This window comes from Tolumonas lignilytica (assembly GCF_000527035.1).
Classification (GTDB): domain Bacteria; phylum Pseudomonadota; class Gammaproteobacteria; order Enterobacterales; family Aeromonadaceae; genus Tolumonas; species Tolumonas lignilytica.
Window position 1 is genome coordinate 619,855 of the sequence record NZ_AZUK01000001.1, and the last position, 18,493, is coordinate 638,347.

17 protein-coding genes and 1 riboswitch are annotated in these 18,493 nt (G+C 50.6%); of the genes, 7 read left to right on the plus strand and 10 right to left on the minus strand.

Features of this window, described 5'->3' with window-relative positions; genetic code table 11:
* Window positions 1-58 precede the first annotated feature (58 nt).
* Both H027_RS0102870 and H027_RS0102875 read right to left on the minus strand, forming a co-directional pair.
* Window positions 59-490 (minus strand): GNAT family N-acetyltransferase, encoded by a 432-nt coding sequence (locus H027_RS0102870; protein ID WP_024871029.1) that lies wholly within the window; start codon window positions 488-490, stop codon window positions 59-61.
* Entirely contained in the window at window positions 453-1,124 is a 672-nt protein-coding gene (locus H027_RS0102875; protein WP_024871030.1) for an HAD family hydrolase, read from the minus strand. The genes H027_RS0102870 and H027_RS0102875 overlap by 38 nt, the downstream gene beginning before the upstream one ends.
* Before the next feature lie 135 nt (window positions 1,125-1,259).
* Here H027_RS0102875 and argA point away from each other — a divergent pair, with 135 nt between their 5' ends.
* Window positions 1,260-2,588, plus strand: a complete 1,329-nt coding sequence (argA, locus tag H027_RS0102880; protein ID WP_024871031.1) for an amino-acid N-acetyltransferase — start codon at window positions 1,260-1,262, stop codon at window positions 2,586-2,588.
* 362 nt (window positions 2,589-2,950) lie between these two features.
* Window positions 2,951-3,121: riboswitch (Lysine riboswitch) on the plus strand.
* A gap of 78 nt (window positions 3,122-3,199) precedes the next feature.
* Window positions 3,200-4,555, plus strand: coding sequence for a lysine-sensitive aspartokinase 3 (gene lysC, locus H027_RS0102885; protein WP_024871032.1), 1,356 nt, complete (start codon window positions 3,200-3,202; stop codon window positions 4,553-4,555).
* Between the two features lie 35 nt (window positions 4,556-4,590).
* Here the strand turns inward: lysC and H027_RS0102890 are convergent, their stop codons facing one another.
* From H027_RS0102890 to H027_RS0102900, 3 genes are read right to left on the minus strand one after another with little or no spacing between them, the layout of a single operon-like run.
* Window positions 4,591-5,151: a hydrolase gene (locus H027_RS0102890; protein WP_024871033.1), complete on the minus strand. Its 561-nt coding sequence runs from the start codon at window positions 5,149-5,151 to the stop codon at window positions 4,591-4,593.
* Between the two features lie 26 nt (window positions 5,152-5,177).
* Window positions 5,178-5,492 (minus strand): AzlD domain-containing protein, encoded by a 315-nt coding sequence (locus H027_RS0102895; protein WP_024871034.1) that lies wholly within the window; start codon window positions 5,490-5,492, stop codon window positions 5,178-5,180.
* The gene (locus H027_RS0102900; RefSeq protein WP_081741360.1) at window positions 5,489-6,235 is read right to left on the minus strand and encodes an AzlC family ABC transporter permease; all 747 of its coding nucleotides are present in this window, start codon (window positions 6,233-6,235) and stop codon (window positions 5,489-5,491) included. Before H027_RS0102900 ends, H027_RS0102895 begins: the two co-directional genes overlap by 4 nt.
* Before the next feature lie 26 nt (window positions 6,236-6,261).
* Here H027_RS0102900 and H027_RS0102905 point away from each other — a divergent pair, with 26 nt between their 5' ends.
* Complete coding sequence (locus H027_RS0102905) at window positions 6,262-6,783, plus strand: GNAT family N-acetyltransferase (protein ID WP_024871036.1); 522 nt, start codon at window positions 6,262-6,264, stop codon at window positions 6,781-6,783.
* 2 nt (window positions 6,784-6,785) lie between these two features.
* Here the strand turns inward: H027_RS0102905 and araC are convergent, their stop codons facing one another.
* From araC to H027_RS0102935, 5 genes are all read right to left on the minus strand, one after another.
* Window positions 6,786-7,697, minus strand: a complete 912-nt coding sequence (araC, locus tag H027_RS0102910) for an arabinose operon transcriptional regulator AraC (protein WP_024871037.1) — start codon at window positions 7,695-7,697, stop codon at window positions 6,786-6,788.
* 120 nt (window positions 7,698-7,817) lie between these two features.
* Window positions 7,818-9,425 (minus strand): methyl-accepting chemotaxis protein, encoded by a 1,608-nt coding sequence (locus H027_RS0102915; protein WP_024871038.1) that lies wholly within the window; start codon window positions 9,423-9,425, stop codon window positions 7,818-7,820.
* 95 nt (window positions 9,426-9,520) lie between these two features.
* Window positions 9,521-10,522 (minus strand): L-arabinose ABC transporter permease AraH, encoded by a 1,002-nt coding sequence (gene araH, locus H027_RS0102925; RefSeq protein WP_024871039.1) that lies wholly within the window; start codon window positions 10,520-10,522, stop codon window positions 9,521-9,523.
* Window positions 10,523-10,557: 35 nt separating this feature from the next.
* Complete coding sequence (gene araG / locus H027_RS0102930; protein WP_024871040.1) at window positions 10,558-12,060, minus strand: L-arabinose ABC transporter ATP-binding protein AraG; 1,503 nt, start codon at window positions 12,058-12,060, stop codon at window positions 10,558-10,560.
* A gap of 57 nt (window positions 12,061-12,117) precedes the next feature.
* Window positions 12,118-13,101 (minus strand): arabinose ABC transporter substrate-binding protein, encoded by a 984-nt coding sequence (locus H027_RS0102935; protein ID WP_024871041.1) that lies wholly within the window; start codon window positions 13,099-13,101, stop codon window positions 12,118-12,120.
* Between the two features lie 364 nt (window positions 13,102-13,465).
* Here H027_RS0102935 and H027_RS0102940 point away from each other — a divergent pair, with 364 nt between their 5' ends.
* The 4 genes from H027_RS0102940 (at window position 13,466) to tal (ending at window position 18,391) form a co-directional block, all read left to right on the plus strand.
* Entirely contained in the window at window positions 13,466-15,142 is a 1,677-nt protein-coding gene (locus tag H027_RS0102940) for a ribulokinase (protein WP_024871042.1), read from the plus strand.
* Window positions 15,139-15,840 carry an L-ribulose-5-phosphate 4-epimerase gene (locus H027_RS0102945; RefSeq protein ID WP_038149143.1) on the plus strand — a complete coding sequence of 234 codons (702 nt, stop codon included), beginning with the start codon at window positions 15,139-15,141 and terminating at the stop codon, window positions 15,838-15,840. Before H027_RS0102940 ends, H027_RS0102945 begins: the two co-directional genes overlap by 4 nt.
* Window positions 15,841-15,857: 17 nt before the next feature.
* Window positions 15,858-17,357, plus strand: a complete 1,500-nt coding sequence (gene araA, locus H027_RS0102950) for an L-arabinose isomerase (RefSeq protein ID WP_024871044.1) — start codon at window positions 15,858-15,860, stop codon at window positions 17,355-17,357.
* An 80-nt stretch (window positions 17,358-17,437) separates the two neighbouring features.
* Window positions 17,438-18,391: a transaldolase gene (gene tal, locus H027_RS0102955; protein ID WP_024871045.1), complete on the plus strand. Its 954-nt coding sequence runs from the start codon at window positions 17,438-17,440 to the stop codon at window positions 18,389-18,391.
* The last annotated feature ends 102 nt before the right edge of the window (window positions 18,392-18,493 follow it).

Consider the following 18,493-nt stretch of genomic DNA (forward strand, 5'->3'; position numbering starts at 1 on the left):
TGACTCCCCCAGTTTTCTTGGTTATGGTATGAATTTAATACTCGTTTTTTAGCAGGGTTTACAACATTTTAATGAAATATTTGGGTGATTCTGCAAATCCTTCACGCACATAAAAGCGATGCGCATCAACCCGACGCTGATGACAATGCACCTCCATGCGATCACAGCCTAATTCGCGAGCATATAATTCCGCATGTCCAAGTAATGTTTTCCCCACACCACGACCTCTGGCTATTTCATCAATGCAGAAATAACTGATACGGGCAAAATCGCCCGGCAAGGCGATTTGCGGAAGGATATGCAACGATAAGAAACCGAGCACCCGCTCGTCATACCCTGCAACCCAGCATCTGGCCGCAGGATCAGTACCGATGGCTGCGAGTTTAGCGGTTATAAAGGGTGCAGTATCCGGATAGCCCAACTGCACCAGCAAGCCGGATAATACCGCTGCATCATTGATTGTCGCGGGACGACACCAGTTTTCCGACATATTCCCCCACCTCTGGTAACGAATGAAAAAGCAGGCTGTAACCGCTATCGGCTGGCAGGGTGGTATGTTCCGTCGTCACCGCCAGTACTGTCAGCCCGGCATCGTGCGCACTCTGAATGCCGGTTGCTGAATCTTCCAGCGCAAAACACGCCGCTGCTGCCACATTCAGACGCGCAAGCGCCGTCAAATAAGGTTCGGGATGCGGTTTGGCGTGCTGTACATCATCGCGGGTAATGATGGTAGAGAAATAGCCTTGCCAGCCCAGATTTTCCAGCACCGGCATGATTTCCCGCCGATAAGAACCTGTTACCAGTGCCACTGCCAGTTCTGTTTGTTGTATATCCTTTAACAAAGCCTCGGCACCGGGCATGGGCACAGGCAACTCGGTTTGCAACAACGTGAGAAAACGTGCCGTTTTCTGCTTCATGAGTTGCTCGGTCGCGATGGGTAACTGGTAGTCGCGGATCAATATTTCCGCCGTAGCAAAGGTAGAAACACCGGAAAACGTGGCCATATAGTGTTTTTTCGTCAGAGAGCATCCGAATGGCTGTAATTCTGCCTGCCATGCGGCATAATGCAGATGTTCTGAATCCACCAGCGTTCCGTCAAAATCGAAACAGATTGCCCTTACCATTCCATTGTTCCCCCCGTTTTATTTTTCACCATCGGAAAATACATAAAAAATCAAAAAAACTGCTTATTTATACTTGATGCAAATGGGCTTTTTCACCATCATAGCGCTACTTTTGATGTTAGGACATGACCGACCATGGTACGTGAAAGAGATGCAATGCTGGTGCATGCGTTCCGTCATTCAACACCGTATGTAAACCACCACCGTGGTTCTACATTCGTGATCATGCTGAGTGGTGAAACAGTTGCTGATGAAAACTTTTCCTCGCTGATTGCAGATATCGCCCTGCTGCATAGTCTAGGGATCAGGCTGGTATTGGTTTTCGGTGCCCGCCCGCAAATAGATGCGGCACTGATTCAGGATAATATTCCTCTGCGCTTTCATAAGCATGTCCGCGTCACCGATGATGAAACGTTTAGTGTGATCAAGCAAGTCTGCGGCGGTATGCAGATGGACATCATGGCGAAAATGTCGATGGGCCTGATCAATACTCCGATGGCTGGCGCACACCTGAACGTGGTAAGCGGTAACTTCGTGACGTCACAACCGTTGGGTGTCGATGAAGGCGTCGATTATTTCCACGGTGGTCGCGTGCGTCGTGTGGATGCAGATGGCATCAAACGTCAGCTTGATCAGCAAAACATTGTCTTGATCTCCCCACTGGGTTTCTCCGTAACAGGTGAAAGCTTCAGCGTCAGTTCAGAAGAAGTGGCTGCGAAAGTCGCTATCGCGCTGAATGCCAACAAACTGATCTCCTTCTGTTCTCATCAGGGGGTTATCAACGATAAGGGCGAAGTCGTTCCTGAACTGTTCCCTGAACAGGCTGAGGAATATTTAACACGACTGGAAGAAGCCGGCGATGACAGCTCAGGGACTGCACGTTATTTCCGCTCTGCCATTGCTGCCTGCCGCGGCGGTGTACCACGTAGCCACCTGGTCAGTTACCGTGAAGACGGTGCACTGGTACAGGAACTGTTTACCCGTGACGGGATCGGTACCCAGATAGTGCGTCATAGCGCTGAACAGGCCCGCTCTGCCACCATCGATGATATCGGTGGCATCATGGATCTGATCCGCCCGCTGGAAGCAGAAGGCATTCTGGTAAAGCGTTCCCGCGAGCAACTGGAAATGCAGATCGATAATTTCTTCATCATCGAACGAGACGGCATGATCATCGCCTGTGCGGCGTTGTATCCCTTCAAGGAAGAACGCATGGCTGAAATGGCCTGTGTTGCAGTGCATCCGGAATATCGCAGCTCTAACCGCGGCGACCGTCTGGTCTCGCAGATTGAAGATCTGGCGCGCTCAAAGAACATGCAGAAGCTGTTTGTGTTGACGACCCGTTCCATCCACTGGTTCCGTGAACGCGGCTTTGAACCGGTAGAAGTCAGTGCGTTACCAATGGAAAAACAGCGTCTGTATAACTACCAGCGCCGCTCTAAAATTCTGATGAAGGATTTATAAGAGAACAAAAGAAGCAAAAAAAGACGGGGCCGTAAAATTGTCCGGCCCCGGTTTGGCAATGGAGATTTCTGGTTTCCACGGAGCGCAATCTATCAATTTGCCCTATTGTGGTTCGTGTCAGTCATCACACTTTGTTGCATCCGTTACGGGTCATTAACATAAAATTAAACATCCATCACACTTCCCCCGAATAAAAAGCACTGAAATCATTCAATATTTAGTTTTGTTGACTCTTGATCGCGTGGTAACTATTCCCCTTTTTGGTGATCGCCTGTTACAATGGGCGGGCAAATGACTAAGTTTGCACCCCATCAAACACAGCACAGATACGCATAGATTTGCTATCCGCTGATGAATTAAATGGGGCCAGAAGAGGAGCGTTACCCAGGTCGCTGACAACAGGTGCCAGAACCGTTGAAGGTCAGTCAGGGGGTGTAACGCCGAGATGAATGCGATCTTTGGCGATCAAGTTTGTCGGCTGCGAGGGCTGAATCCCTCGGGCTGTCACCTGAGGGTGGAGCGCTTCTGGCTGGAAAGAATATCCCTTCCTGCCGCACAAGTTGCACCTTCGTTGTATCAGTTTGTTATACCTGCTTATTCAAGGAGAGCCCGTGAGCAAGGTTACTGTTGCTAAATTTGGTGGCACAAGTGTCGCCGATGCCGAAGCCATGCGCCGTTGCGCAGCCATCGTTACTCAGACTGCTAATACCCGTGTTGTGGTGTTAAGTGCCAGTTCTGGGGTTACCAACCTGCTGGTTGATCTGGCACGCGGCACATTGTCGGCGGCCGAGCAGGAAATTCACCTCCAAAAATTGAAAACCATTCAGGACAACATCCTGAAAGGATTAGGCAACCCCTCGCCGCTGCGCGAAACCATTGATGGCGTTCTGAAAGAGATCGCTGATATGGCGCGTCAGGCGACACAAAACAGCGATGCCGCACTGGAAGACCGTCTGGTGGCACAAGGCGAACTGATGTCGACTCGTCTGTTCACCGAAATGATGAACCAGTTGGGTCATAAGGCTGTGTGGTTTGATGTGCGTAAAATCATGCGTACCGACAGCCGTTTTGGCCGTGCAACCCCCGCCATTGAAGCCATTCACAATCTGGCACAGCAAGAGATGGCAGCATTACTGAAAGATCATATCGTGATCACTCAGGGTTTCATCGGTGCCAATGCCGATGGACAAACCACAACACTGGGACGCGGTGGCAGTGATTTTAGTGCCGCCCTACTGGCAGAAGCGCTGAGTGTTGATGAGCTGGAAATCTGGACTGACGTGCCGGGGATCTACACCACCGATCCACGCATGGTGAAAGAAGCACACCCTATTCCGGAAATCACCTTCGCCGAAGCAGCTGAAATGGCCACTTTCGGTGCTAAAGTATTGCATCCGGCCACGCTGCAACCTGCGGTACGTAAAGGTATTCCGGTATTTGTCGGTTCCAGCAAAGATCCGTCAGCCGGTGGAACCTGGGTGCGTGATACCACTGAATCCAGCCCGCTGTTCCGTGCCGTTGCATTACGTCGTAACCAGATCCTGCTGACATTGCACAGCCCGAACATGCTGCATGCCTGTGGTTTTCTGGCGCAGGTATTCACCATTCTGGCTAAACACGGGATCTCGGTCGATCTGATCACGACTTCTGAAATCAGTGTGGCTATCACGCTGGATCAAACCGGCAGCCAGTCAAATGGCCGTTCCGTGTTGCACGATGGCGTATTAGACGAGCTGAATGCGTTCTGCAAAGTGAAAGTAGAAAGTGATTTAGCACTGGTCGCGCTGATCGGTAATCGCATGAGTGAAGTGAACGGCGTGGGTACGCAAGTTTTCGATGCGGTCAGCGAACACAATGTACGCATGATCTGCTACGGTGCCAGCACGCATAACCTCTGCTTCCTGGTGCCAGAAGCTGATGCTTCACTGGTTGTGCAGAAACTGCACCAGCGTCTGTTGACCAAGTAAGTCTAGAAGGGCGTCACGATGACGCCCTTTTTCTTTCACTGAAACTGTAGCTCAGCAGTTGTCCGAACCCGGCTGATCCTTGGAAAAATCTGCTCAACAGCAAATTGATGCATTGCCTCATCAACGCTGCTGCAAAGGTCTTCCGCGATCACCACCTCATAACCATGTTCCCAGGCATTTCTGGCCGTTGATTCGACGCCAAAATTGGTGACGATACCGCCCAACACGATAGTTTTGATGCCACGGCGACGTAACTGCAAATCCAGGTCGGTGCCGTAGAATGCCCCCCACTGCCGTTTTACTACCATTAAATCACCCGGTTGCTGTAAATGATCGGCCAGCGTATCCCAGTTTGCCGGTAACTCATTGCGATGCATCGGTTTATCAACCGCGATACGCAAGACATCCTGCAGATCGGCCTGCCAGGTAACTTTGACCAATACCACGGTGACCCCGGCGTCTCGGCATTGAGCCGAAAAGTGCAGCGCATTCTCTGTAATTTCCGTCGCTGAGTATGGTGTCAGGGGTAATTCAAGAATTCCTTTTTGCAGATCAATTAAGACCAGTGCCGTTGTTTTCGGATCTAAATTCAGCATAACAACCCTCTCATACAGTCAAAGCATTACAACCACCAGCGCATCAATCCAAACGCCAGCAGGCCGCAGCCAATCACCACCAATTGTCGATTACATTTCAGCGCGACTACAAAAGCCACGATGGCAGCGATCAAATGGGCATTGTTCCAGTTGAACTGAACAGCGCCATTATGAATCAGCGTAGTTTGAGCAATGATTGCACTCAATACTGCGATCGGAACATAGTTGAAAGCACGTTCCAGCCATTCGGGAAACACCATCTTTCCTGCCAGTAGCAGCGGCAGATAACGGGGTAAAAAAGTGGCGAGCATCATGCCAGTGATCAACAGCCAGTGGTTCATTTTTTCGCTCCCTTTTCCAAGACCATTCCTGTCACGACAGCCAGTAGGGAGGCGATCATCAGCCCACTCTGGTTCGGCCAATCCCGCATGAGAATACTGCACACGACAGCAACCGCGGCACAGGCCCATTGCGGGAACCGTTTCAGTGCGGGTACAACAATGCTGATAAACGCGACGACCATGGCGACATCGAGCCCCCAGGCGGTCATATTGGGTAACTGCCTCCCGACGGTAACTCCCACCAAGGTACACAGTGCCCAGTTGGAATACATAAACAAAGCGGAACCCAAGTAATACCAGACCAGCTCACCGCGTTGTACCTCGGTCTGCAAACGCTGGCTGACGACTGCAAAAGTTTCATCGGTGAGCCAGAAGGCCATTAGCGTGCGTCGTGGCAGCGAAATTTCCCGCACATGAGGCATCAGTGTCGCCGCATACAACATATGCCGCAGATTCACGATAAACACGGTCAGGCAGATCACAGGGAGCGCAGTGGCCGAAGCCAACAGTGTGACGGCGATAAATTGCGATGCGCCTGCGTAAACCAGCAATGACATGCCCAATACAGACCAGAGACTCAAACCATTCTCGATCGCCAGCGCACCATACAACACACCAAATGGCGCAGCCGCCACCACCAATGGCAGCGTATCAATCCAGCCTTTGCGAAATAAATTCCATTTTGAATAAGACATTACGTTTTTACTGACGCGAAATAAGAATGCACTTATGCTATCACTCATCGTAATTCCGGCATAACCTACTTCATATGCAAATCATCTCATGTAGTTATGAGCGGCACGCCGCCGCAATTCTCGCCATCTTTAATGATGCTATTTTGCACTCCACCGCCCTGTATGATTATCAGGCTCGCACCATGGAAAACATGGTGTCATGGTTTAAAAATAAAGAACTCGGCAATTATCCGGTCATTGGTCTCGAGAATGAGTCAGGTGAACTGATGGGATTTGCCAGCTATGGCAGCTTCCGGGCCTATCCGGCCAACAAATACACGCTGGAACATTCCGTTTATGTTGCCAAGGCATATCGCGGTCAGGGGATTGCACAAACGTTGATGCAGCACTTAATCGCGCTCGCACAGGAGCAAAATTATCACACCCTGATCGGCAGCATCGATGCCAGCAATCTAGGCAGTATCGCGTTGCATGAAAAACTGGGGTTTGTGCATGCCGGAACCATCCGACATGCCGGATTTAAATTTGGCGACTGGTTGGATCTGGCCTTTTACCAGCTACTGCTACCCACACCACGGCAGCCGATTGACGGCTGATCTCACAGCGGGCTGGCACTCTTGCGATATTCGCTGGGGCTGACCCCGACCCGCTTTTTGAATACCCGTGAAAAATAGAGTTGATCGTCATAACCCACCTGTTGCCCAATCACGGCCACCGGCATGGGGGTGGTCTGCAACAGGAGCTTGGCGCGGATGATCCGCTGATCTTCACGCCAGCGCACAATGCTGACACCGACTTGTTCTCGGAACAGGTGCGCCAGCCGGGATGGTGACAGAAAAACCTGTTCCGCCAACGCTTCGATCGTGATCTCGGCCGACAGTGAGGTACTGAGGATCTGACAGGCTTCGAGGATACGGTGATCCATCGGGGCATGGTCGGCCAATGACGAAATTTCGTAGCAACGGATCAGCAGACGTTCCAGTAGATTCATAGCCAGCTGCTCTGACATTGGCCGGATCTCTTTGTGCGTCTCTTCGATCTCCAGAAACAGACTGTCAAATTCGTTCGCCAAATGAGGATCAGGCAAGGTGATGTAGCCTACTTTTTCCACCTCATGTGGCCATTTCAGCCAATCAGCCCAATAGGCGCGAGGACGGAAATAAACCCAACGGTGATACCACTCTTCGCTGTCATCTGCTCGTCCGTAGTAATGCACGGCATCAGGCGGAAACAAGAGTAAATCGCCGGGTTTGACAATGAATTCATTCGCACCGGAAAAGATTTTCCCCTTCCCTTTGACCGTCAGGTTGATGATATATCCCTTCATGCCATTCGGACGATCAATGATGAAATCCAGCACGCCACCTTTTTCAATCGGTGTCATACCGGAGACCAGAAATACATCAAATGCATACCCAGGCAGCAATGGATTAAGCTGTTTAGGTTTGTCTTTTTGCATGGTGGACATAGCGGAAAAGAGCTTCTCTGTAAAAAAATCAGCTTTATGCATTGTAGTCAGCCACCATTAATCTGTTATATCCGACATGGATAATTCCGCTGAGTAATTGAATTCGATCACAATTGTCAGTCTCTTGAATGTAAACGTTATCACCTTTATCTCGGCTCATGCTCACAAGCGATAAGAATGCAAAACATCATTCATGCCGTGTGCAATCCCCGTCAGTTCATTGGCCAGCTTCTGACAGGCAGCCGCTGAACTGTTGTTCTCATTCGCCTGTTGAGCGACGGTTTCGACCTGTTGGGCAATCACATCCGTTGCCTGTCCCTGTTCTCGAATGGCATGGGAAATGTCTTGCACTAGCGCTTCGCTATCACCAGCAACATGACAAATTTCATTCATCTTCAGGCTGGCTTCTTGCGCACTGCTAACCCCTGCATCCACCTTTTCGACCGCTTCCTGCATTCGCAGCACGGCACTGGCAGAGAGATTTTGTACTTTATTGATAATACTGCTGATTTCCTGAGTGGCTGATGCAGTTCGGGCTGCCAGATTACGAACTTCGTCGGCAACGACGGCAAAACCCCGCCCCATTTCCCCGGCCCGAGCGGCTTCGATGGCGGCATTGAGAGCCAATAAGTTGGTTTGTGCTGCGACGTCACTGATCACATTGATAACCGAAGCAATGGTCCGGTTTTGCCCTTCGAGATTATGTAATTCCTGTGCGGCGTCATTCACAGCCGTTGCGATGGTATGAATATCGGTCACGGTGTTGGCAATCACGGTAAGGCCTTCTGTAGCCTGATGCCCGGCTTCGTGCGAACGTTCACTCGCGCCTTGTGCCTGATCGGCGACATGATTGATACTGACCGTCATCTCCTCCACCGCAGCCGCCATCTGCGAGGAAGAAGTCTGTTGCACATTGGCGGTTTCAGCCACGTTGCTGGCCGCATTTAACAGTTGGTCGGAAATGACAGTTACTTGTGTAATGCCTTGCTGGAACTGCCCGAAGTTTTCCTGTAGCCGTGCAATTAATGCATTAAATGTCTGTAACAAATGGGCAATTTCATCATTGCTGGTGATCTCGGCCCGTAAGGTGAAATCCCGGGTTTGTTCGATACGGCTGATGGTGACAACGGCGGCTTTAATTCCCCCTCGGATCTGCCAGAACAACCATCCCCCCAGTAGCACTAATCCGACCAACACGGCGGAAATAGCTAAAATCAGTTGACCCAAGGCTCGTTGGTAAACCTGGGTAGTTCGCTGGTGACTCTGCAAAACTTGCTGATGGTTGTCAGCCGCCGCCTTATCCAGTAAGGCCGTGATATGATCACCTTGTTCCGTTAAAGCAACCATTTGCTCTTGCGCTTTGCTGTTCTGGTATTTACGGGAAAGCACCAGCACGTCATCTGCCGCCGTCAGATAGGTGAGTAATAATTTTTCCGTTTCAGAAAAGACACGATTGTTCGATGACGCTTGCAAGGCTTTATAACGTTGCAGACTTTGGCTCAATTGCTGTTGTTTCGCTTTGATATGTTCATCCAGCGCTTTTTTCTCATCCCCATCAAATGACAGAGCATGACGAGTGACTAATAAACGTAAATCCAGAAAGGCCGTATTTATATTTTTTAATTGTTCGATTTCAGGAATGGTCTTATCACTGAGTGTGAGCATTTCGGTATTCAATGTCGAAATCTGCCTCAGTGCGACACCGCCAACGACCAGACATCCGATAAAAGCAAGACTGATAAGCAGAATCAATTTGGCGGATATTTTCATGTATGCCTCTCGTTACTCATTTTTTGTAAAACAACAAGTTGCTGAGAAAAAAAGCCAGCGTTGCCGCTGGCCTGAAAAACGTGTTATGGGATGAACTAAACACGTGCTTTGCGAACTTGTTTGTAACGGTCGAACAATACGGCAGCCAGCAGGATCAAGCCACGTACCACATATTGCGCAAACGGTGAGATATTCAGCAGGTTCATCGCATTTTCCATCAGACCCAGAATCAACACCCCGGCAATCACATAAGAAATTTTGCCGATCCCGCCTTTCATGGAAACACCGCCCAATACGCAGGAAGAGATCACAACCAGTTCAAAACCGATGGAGGTCATGGGTTGACCAGAGGTCATACGGGAAGCCAGGATAATGCCCGCCAGTGCAGAGATAAGCCCAGTCATCGTGAAGATGATGATTTTGGTGCGCACCACATTGACGCCCGCCAGCCGAGATGCTTCTTCATTACCGCCCATGGAGAGTGTATTGCGGCCAAAAATGGTTTTATTCAGTAACAGACCAAACAAGACAAAGCAGACAGCCGTGATCCAAACTGGCGTTGGAATGCCCAGCATGGCTGAGTTGCCGATATCAAAGAAACGTTCTTCAACGATCCCGACCGCTTTACCATCGGAGATGATGTAACCCATACCACGGGCCATTTGCATGGTAGCCAGCGTCGTGATCAGGGCATTGATCTTGAATTTGGCTACAACGATCCCATTAATCAGACCAAACAGCAGCCCGACGCCTAACCCGGCCAGCACGCCCATCGTGATGCTTTCCGTGGCATTAATGGTCACGGCGCAGGTCACGCCGGAACACGCCACTACAGACCCGACTGACATATCAAATTCACCAGAGGCCAGGCAGAACAGCATGCCGCAGGCCACCATCCCTGACATCGAAACCGCCAAACCTAACCCTTTCATGTTGATTAAGCTGGCAAAGTTCGGGATCAGCATACTGGCCAGCAGGAACAGGATGGCAAAAATCACCAACATGCCATATTGATCCCAGATGCGAGACAGATTGACACCTGCCGAGGTTGACTCTTTCTTTGCCGTTGCTTGTGCAGCAGCCGTGGTTGTTGCCATGATAGTTCTCCTCAATTTCTCAAATCCAAAATCGGTTATTGTCTGGCAGGCATAGCCAGATGCAGGGCTTTCACTTCGTTAGCCTCAGTGTGTAATAGCTCGCCGGAAATCCGCCCTTCACGCATCACCATGATGCGGTCAGACACACCCAGCACTTCCGGCAACTCACTGGAAACCACCACCACGGCGATCCCGGATTTGGCCAGATCGTAAATCACGTTATAGATTTCATTTTTGGCACCCACGTCGATACCGCGGGTCGGTTCATCCAGCAGGATCACTTTCATGTCTTCGGATAGCCAGCGACCCAAAATGGCTTTCTGCTGGTTACCACCGGACAGATTGGCAATTGCCTGATGAGGAGATGGCGTTTTCACGCGCATATCGCGGATACGCAGTTTGGCGTTCTCATCTTCCCACTTCTGGTTGATGATGAAGCCACCCAATGCTTTATGGCGACGAGCACTGATGTTGATGTTTTCCTGCACGGAATGGATCGGAATGATCCCCAGTGCTTTACGGTCTTCGGTACAGAGCATGATGCCGCTGTGAATGGCATCAATCGGATTACGAATCGGTACCGGCTTGCCAAATACACATATGTCGCCGGACGCCATTTTTTCCGCGCCAAAGATCAGTTTCAGCATTTCACTGCGGCCCGCACCGACCAGCCCGAAAATCCCGAGGATCTCGCCTCGTTTAACATGAAAAGACACCGGTGCTTTCAGGCCAGGCCCCATCAGGTCGCTGACCTGCAACCCCATTCCGCCATGTGGACGTGGTTCATAACCGTAGATATCCGTCAAATCACGACCCACCATGGTTTTCACCAACAGGTCACGATCTACTTCATCCATAGATTCAAAGGTGCGGACAAATTGTCCATCCTTGAACACCGTGATCGCATCACAAAGTTCAAAGATTTCATCCATACGATGCGAGACATATAGAATGACTTTGCCTTCATCGCGCAGCTGATTAATAACGCGGAACAACTGCTCGATTTCGCGGGAGGAAAGACTACTGGTCGGTTCATCGAAGGCAATTACCCGCGCGTCACGTGTCAGCGCTTTGGCAATTTCGACCATTTGCCACTGCCCTAAAGAGAGATATTTCAGCGGTGTTTCCGGTGAAACATCCATACCCAGACGCGCCAGTTGCCGGGCCGCATCCTGATACAATTTTTCTTTATCAATAAAGCCATGCTTGGTGGGAAGCTGGCCAAGATAGATGTTTTCTGCGATCGTCATTTCCGGAACCAGATGCAGTTCCTGATAAATAATCGCAATACCATTTTCCAGTGCGTCCACCGTATTCTGGAACGCCATTTCTCTGCCACCCAGCTTGATGACACCTTCACTTGGTGTCTGAAATCCGCTGAGAATTTTCAGTAGTGTGGATTTACCAGCGCCATTTTCACCCATCAGTGCATGCACGGTTCCTTCACGGCAGGAGAAGGACACATTCTGCAATGCTTTCACGCCGGGGAATTCTTTGCTGATGCCGCAAAATTCCAGATAAGGGACTGACTGATTCATTTTTTCACTCCGCGCCCGGCATGGACTTTCCTCCATGCCGGAGCTTGTTGATTCCGATTACAGACCTTTTTTCTTCAGCTCGACTTTGAAGTTGTCACGAGTGATCAGCACTACGTCAGTCACTTCTGTGAATTTGGCAGGTTCAACCCCTTTCGCTACCCAGTCGTGCAGCATCTGAATACTCTTGTAACCGTGAATATCCGGGCTTGGCAGCAGAGAACCATAGAAGCCGGTCGCTTTGGATTTAGACAGCTCGTTTACCGCGTCCACACCGTTGATACCAATACCGATCACGTTTTCAGCTTTGAAACCCTGACCTTCAGTCGCACGTACACCACCTAATACGGTGTTGTCATTCATGCCCACAATCAGCCAGTTTTTCACATTAGGATGTTGTACCAGCATGGAGTTTGCGGCATCCAATGCACCTGGAATATCGTTGGTTTTAGTTGGTACGCTGTAGATCTGAGCGTCTGGGAATCCGGCTGCTTTCAGGGCACTGAGAGAGCCTTCAACACGACGACGAGCGGTGTCCAGCTCATTGGCGGTGATGGCTAACACACCAGAATCTTTGAGATCCCAATGACGATTAGTCATCTCTTTATAGAGTTCCTGACCCTGACGTTCACCGATTTTGGTTGCAGCCATCATGACCAATGGTACATCAGTCATTGGCTTGCCTTTGGCATTCACAAACTGGTCATCAACTGTGATCACTTTCAGATCCAGACTTTTTGCCTTCGCCATGATGGCTGGGCCTAGTTTTGGATCTGGTGTGCAAATGACAAAGCCTTTCGCACCATTGGCAGCGAGACTATCAATCGCATTCAGTGTTTTTTCACCGTCCGGTACGGCGATTTTGATCACATCAAAATTCATATCCTTACCGGCTTTATCTGCAAATGCCCATTCAGTCTGAAACCAAGGTTCTTCGGGTTGCTTGACCAGATATCCCAGTTTCAACTTCTCTGCTGCAAAAGCAGAATTTGCTATACCAAGCGCCAAACCTGCAGCGATTAGATTTTTAACCATTTTATTCATGGTGTTGTCTCCAGCTGTTGTGTCTATTAGTTCAATTATTTGATGCTTCATTTGAGTTTGTTTGCATCAACCTGAAAAACAGCAAGCTAAAACAGTTGTTTATCGACTTCGTTGATTGAACGCTATTAGTTGTAATCGTTTTCCCTGAGAAATTTAGAGACCTGGATCACGCAGAAAAATTGTAGCCATTTCGTCTATATCTTTAGCAATTCTGCTACATATCGAAATTTGAACTGACCGACACAACCACATTAGATAGCCAATATATCCATATTTACAGCAGCCAATTACTAACCAACTGGTGCTTTATTCTCCTATGGTTCCAGCACAGAGATTTCCCTAATTACTATTTCAGGAGAACACCATGTCAGAGCACATCGTCATCGGTCTGGACTTCGGCAGCGACTCCGTACGGGCATTAGCCGTGCGTTGCCGAGACGGTGCCGAGCTCGCCACCCACGTGGTTTATTACCCACGCTGGAGCGAAGGCAAATATTGCGACGCGATCCGCAATCAGTTCCGTCATCACCCGCTTGACTATATCGAGTCGATGGAGCAAGCCGTCAAACAAGTGGTTGCCTTGCTGGAACCAGCACAACGCGCGGCAATTCGTGGCATCGGTGTCGACACGACTGGCTCCACCCCTGCCCCGATCGATGCTGACGGCAACGTGCTGGCACTGCGCGAAGAATTTGCCAGCAACCCGAATGCGATGTTTGTGCTCTGGAAAGATCACACCGCCATCAGTGAAGCCGAAACCATTACCGAGCTTTGCCACAGCGGAAAATTTGCTGATTACAGCCGATATATTGGTGGGATTTACTCTTCTGAATGGTTTTGGGCCAAGATCCTGCACGTTTCCCGTGCCGATGCAGCCGTACGTGAAGCCGCCTGTAACTGGATCGAACTCTGCGACTGGGTTCCTGCTCTGCTGAGTGGCACTCAGGCGCCGAAAGATATCAAACGCGGTCGCTGCTCAGCCGGTCACAAATCGTTGTGGCATCCGGAATGGGGTGGTCTGCCACCAGCAGATTTCCTCAATGCGTTAGATCCACTGCTGACCAAAGATCTGGATTATCCACTGTTCACCGACACTTATACCGCCGACATCCCGGTTGGCAAAATTACCCCGGAATGGGCGGCGCGACTGGATCTGCCTGAAACCGTGATGATTGCCGGTGGTGCTTTTGACTGCCATATGGGCGCGGTCGGTGCCGGTGCCAGCCTGAATACGCTGGTCAAAGTCATCGGCACTTCCACCTGCGACATTCTGATTGCGGATTACAAAACCATCGGCAATCGTGCAATTGCCGGGATCTGCGGACAGGTCGATGGCAGTGTTGTGCCCGGCATGATCGGTCTGGAAGCCGGACAATCTGCCTTCGGGGATATCTACGCCTGGTATCAGCGCCTGTTGAGCTGGCCGCTGGATCAACTGGTCAAAACCTACCCGGAACTGCGCACCGCACTGGAAAACTACAAACAGCAGATGCTGCCATCGCTGACTCAAGCCTGGGATAAACAGATCGATCTAACCCATCTGCCAGTGGTGCTCGACTGGTTCAATGGCCGCCGCACCCCTTACGCCAACCAACGCCTGAAAGGCACGATCACCGGCCTGAATCTGGGTTCGGATGCACCAGATATGTTCGGTTCGCTGATCGCCTCCACCGCCTTCGGTGCCCGCAGCATCATGGAATGCATGACCAGTCAGGATGTGCCGGTGGAGCAAGTCACCGCACTGGGCGGTATTGCCCGCAAATCTACCACCGTGATGCAGGTGTGCGCTGATGTGATGAACCGTCCGATTCAGGTGGTTGCCTCTGATCAGTGCTGCGCCTTAGGCGCCGCGATTTTTGCGGCTGTGGCTGCCGATATCTACCCATCTATCAATGCAGCACAAGAAACAATGGCCAGTGCCATTGAACGCACCTATCAGCCGCAACCGGAAAAGGTCACTGAATACGAAGCGCTCTACCAGCGTTATCTGAAATGGAGCGAAGCCGCTGAACCACTCTACAACGAGGGGAAATCAGAATGAGCCTGCAACAACTGAAACAACAAGTGCTGGAGGCAAATCTCGATTTGCCTCGTTACAACCTGGTGACGTTCACCTGGGGTAATGTCAGCGCTATCGACCGCGAACGCGGGCTGGTGGTGATCAAACCCAGCGGCGTCAGCTACGAAACGATGAAAGTCAATGACATGGTGGTATTGGATCTGCAAGGAAACCGTGTCGAGGGAACGCTGCGTCCTTCTTCCGATACCCCAACCCATCTGGTGATGTACCGCCGCTATCCAGAACTGGGTGGCATGGTGCATACCCACTCTACCCATGCGACCGCATGGGCGCAGGCGCGCCGTGAAATCCCAATTCAGGGAACGACACAGGCCGACTATTTCCACGGCAATGTTCCCTGCACCCGGCTGTTATCAGAATCAGAAGTTCACGAAGACTACGAAGGTCTGACGGGGCATCTGATTGTTGAAACACTGCAGGAAACACCACCGCTGACCATGCCCGGCATTCTGGTGGCCAATCACGGCCCCTTCAGTTGGGGCAAGGATGCACATGATGCCGTGCACAACGCTGTCGTGCTGGAAGAAGTCGCACGGATGGCATGGATCACTCATCAATTGAACCCACAGGCTGCTGCACTACCTGATTACATGCTGGAAAAACACTACCAGCGCAAACATGGAAAAAATGCTTATTACGGTCAATCAACCGCAAAATAATAGACGAGGAATGAATCATGGAATTTTTAAAACAATTAGAAGTCTGGTTTGTAGTCGGTAGCCAACATTTATACGGCCCGGAAACGCTGAAACAAGTGGCTGATCATGCACAAACCATCACGAATCAGTTAAACGAAGCCGCAGGTTTGCCGTTGAAGATTGTGCTGAAACCAACCGGCACAACACTTGATGAAATATCTGCCATTGCCCGCGATGCCAACCACAGCCAGCAATGCGTTGGTGTCATGGTGTGGATGCACACCTTCTCGCCTGCCAAAATGTGGATCCCTGCACTGACGCAGTTGAACAAACCGCTGCTGCAATTCCATACCCAATTCAATAAAGATCTGCCATGGGGCGAGATCGACATGGATTTCATGAACCTGAACCAGACCGCTCACGGTGGTCGTGAATTCGGGTTTATGGGTGCCCGTTTACGCCTGCCTCGCACTGTGGTGGTAGGTTATTGGGAAGATAAAGCCGCTCACGCCAAAATCGCCCGCTGGATGCGTATTGCAGCCGCTGTCTATGACAGCAAGAACATGAAAGTGGCACGTTTCGGCGATAACATGCGTAATGTGGCGGTGACTGAAGGCGATAAAGTCGAAGCACAGATCCAGTTTGGCTATCAGGTGAACTACCATCCAGTTGGTGATCTGGTCAACGTGATCAATGCAGTTTCCGCTGGCGACATCAACGCGCTGCTGGATGAATATGAAACCGCTTATACGCTGACTGACGCCGTGAAAGTCGGTAGCACATACCGGGAATCACTGTATGAAGCTGCCCGTCAGGAATTGGGGATGAAAAAATTCCTGCAAAACGGCGGTTTCGGTGCCTTTACCACCACCTTTGAAGATCTGTACGGCATCCATCAGTTACCGGGGTTGGCCTGTCAGCGTCTGATGCAACAGGGCTATGGCTTTGGCGCGGAAGGTGACTGGAAAACAGCGGCACTGCTTAGAACATTAAAAGTGATGGGACATGGTCTGCCAGGCGGCACCTCGTTCATGGAAGATTATACCTATCATCTGGAGGAAGGTAACAACCTGGTACTGGGTGCACATATGCTGGAAGTCTGCCCATCGATTGCTGGCAAAAAACCAGTGCTGGACGTTCAACACTTAGGCATTGGTAAAAAAGCACCGCCAGCGCGCCTGCTGTTCTCTGCGCCAGCAGGAAAAGCCGTAAATGCCAGCCTGATTGACATGGGCAACCGTTTCCGTCTGGTCGTCAACAATCTGGATGTGGTCGATCTGCCACAGTCTCTGCCAAAACTGCCTGTCGCCTGTGCGTTGTGGGAACCAAAACCAAATCTGGAAGTCGGTGCAGAAGCCTGGATCCTGGCTGGTGCGGCGCACCATTCCGTATTCAGTCAGGCGCTCGATGCCGAATATCTGCGGATCTACGCTGAAATGACCGGCATTGAATTCCTGCTCATTGATGAGAACACCACGATTCCAGAGTTGAAGAAGGAAATTCTCTGGAATGAGGTTTATCACAAATTTTGTAAATAAATTTAACACCTCCGTTACCAGACGGGGGTATAACATCTGTATAAATTAATTAGAGCCATTCAGAGTGACAAGGAGTCATCGTGAGCAGTTTGTTACAACAATTACGTGCCGTCACCACTGTGGTTGCCGACACTGGCGAACTTCCCGCCATTAAGATGTATTCTCCCGAAGATGCAACCACTAACCCATCATTGATTCTCAAAGCCGTCTCCAGCCCGGAATATGCCCCGTTGCTGGAAACTGTGATTACTCAAGCCAAACAGCTTTCCGGCGACGTGGCGACTCAAATTGAAGAAGCGGCTGATCGTCTGATCGTCGCCATCGGCTGTGAAGTGTTAAAACATGTACCGGGCCGCATCTCGACCGAAGTCGATGCCCGTCTGTCGTTTGATACCCAAGCCACCATCGAAAAAGCCCGCAAACTGATTGGTCTGTATGAATATCAGGGAATTCCACGTTCACGTGTGCTGATAAAGATCGCCTCCACATGGGAAGGTATTCGCGCTGCCGAACAGCTCGAAAAAGAAGGCATTAACTGCAACCTGACGTTGCTGTTCAGCTTCGCGCAAGCGCGCGCCTGTGCTGAAGCCGGAGCCTATCTGATTTCCCCATTCGTTGGTCGAATTCTGGATTGGTACAAAGCGAAAACAGGTCAAACCTACACCGCCGAAACAGATCCTGGCGTGTTATCCGTCAAAGCCATTTACCAATATTACAAACAACACGGCTGTGCCACTGTGGTAATGGGCGCGAGCTTCCGTAATCTGGATGAAGTGCTGGCACTGGCGGGTTGTGATCGCCTGACTATCAGCCCCAATCTGCTAAAAGAATTAGAGGAAACCTCTGGCGAATTGGTTCGTGCATTGTCCGATGACGGCTCTCGTGTCGCGCGTCCTGCCGCCATGACTGAAGCCGAATTCCGCTGGCAACACAACGAAGATGCCATGGCAACCGAGAAACTGGCGGAAGGCATTCGTAACTTTGCCATTGACCAGGTGAAACTGGAGCAGTTGTTGGCGACACGGTTGGCGTAGTTGGTTTGGGCGTAGTGGATGGGGCGTTTGATTCAAGGTCAGTGGCTCGGAACCATATCCCTGTCTCCTGACACGTCATAAACCCATCCATGGGAACTCCGC

Excerpts from the sequence above, each read along its gene's own strand:
- H027_RS0102935 (WP_024871041.1), bottom strand. The coding sequence starts at position 13,101 with ATGAATAAAATGGTTAAAAATCTAATCGCTGCAGGTTTGGCGCTTGGT.
- araA (WP_024871044.1), top strand. The coding sequence starts at position 15,858 with ATGGAATTTTTAAAACAATTAGAAGTCTGGTTTGTAGTCGGTAGCCAA.
- araH (WP_024871039.1), bottom strand. The coding sequence starts at position 10,522 with ATGGCAACAACCACGGCTGCTGCACAAGCAACGGCAAAGAAAGAGTCA.
- araG (WP_024871040.1), bottom strand. The coding sequence starts at position 12,060 with ATGAATCAGTCAGTCCCTTATCTGGAATTTTGCGGCATCAGCAAAGAA.
- H027_RS0102895 (WP_024871034.1), bottom strand. The coding sequence starts at position 5,492 with ATGAACCACTGGCTGTTGATCACTGGCATGATGCTCGCCACTTTTTTA.
- araC (WP_024871037.1), bottom strand. The coding sequence starts at position 7,697 with ATGCATAAAGCTGATTTTTTTACAGAGAAGCTCTTTTCCGCTATGTCC.
- H027_RS0102875 (WP_024871030.1), bottom strand. The coding sequence starts at position 1,124 with ATGGTAAGGGCAATCTGTTTCGATTTTGACGGAACGCTGGTGGATTCA.
- H027_RS0102890 (WP_024871033.1), bottom strand. The coding sequence starts at position 5,151 with ATGCTGAATTTAGATCCGAAAACAACGGCACTGGTCTTAATTGATCTG.
- argA (WP_024871031.1), top strand. The coding sequence starts at position 1,260 with ATGGTACGTGAAAGAGATGCAATGCTGGTGCATGCGTTCCGTCATTCA.
- H027_RS0102915 (WP_024871038.1), bottom strand. The coding sequence starts at position 9,425 with ATGAAAATATCCGCCAAATTGATTCTGCTTATCAGTCTTGCTTTTATC.
- H027_RS0102940 (WP_024871042.1), top strand. The coding sequence starts at position 13,466 with ATGTCAGAGCACATCGTCATCGGTCTGGACTTCGGCAGCGACTCCGTA.
- H027_RS0102945 (WP_038149143.1), top strand. The coding sequence starts at position 15,139 with ATGAGCCTGCAACAACTGAAACAACAAGTGCTGGAGGCAAATCTCGAT.
- H027_RS0102905 (WP_024871036.1), top strand. The coding sequence starts at position 6,262 with ATGCAAATCATCTCATGTAGTTATGAGCGGCACGCCGCCGCAATTCTC.
- H027_RS0102870 (WP_024871029.1), bottom strand. The coding sequence starts at position 490 with ATGTCGGAAAACTGGTGTCGTCCCGCGACAATCAATGATGCAGCGGTA.
- H027_RS0102900 (WP_081741360.1), bottom strand. The coding sequence starts at position 6,235 with ATGAGTGATAGCATAAGTGCATTCTTATTTCGCGTCAGTAAAAACGTA.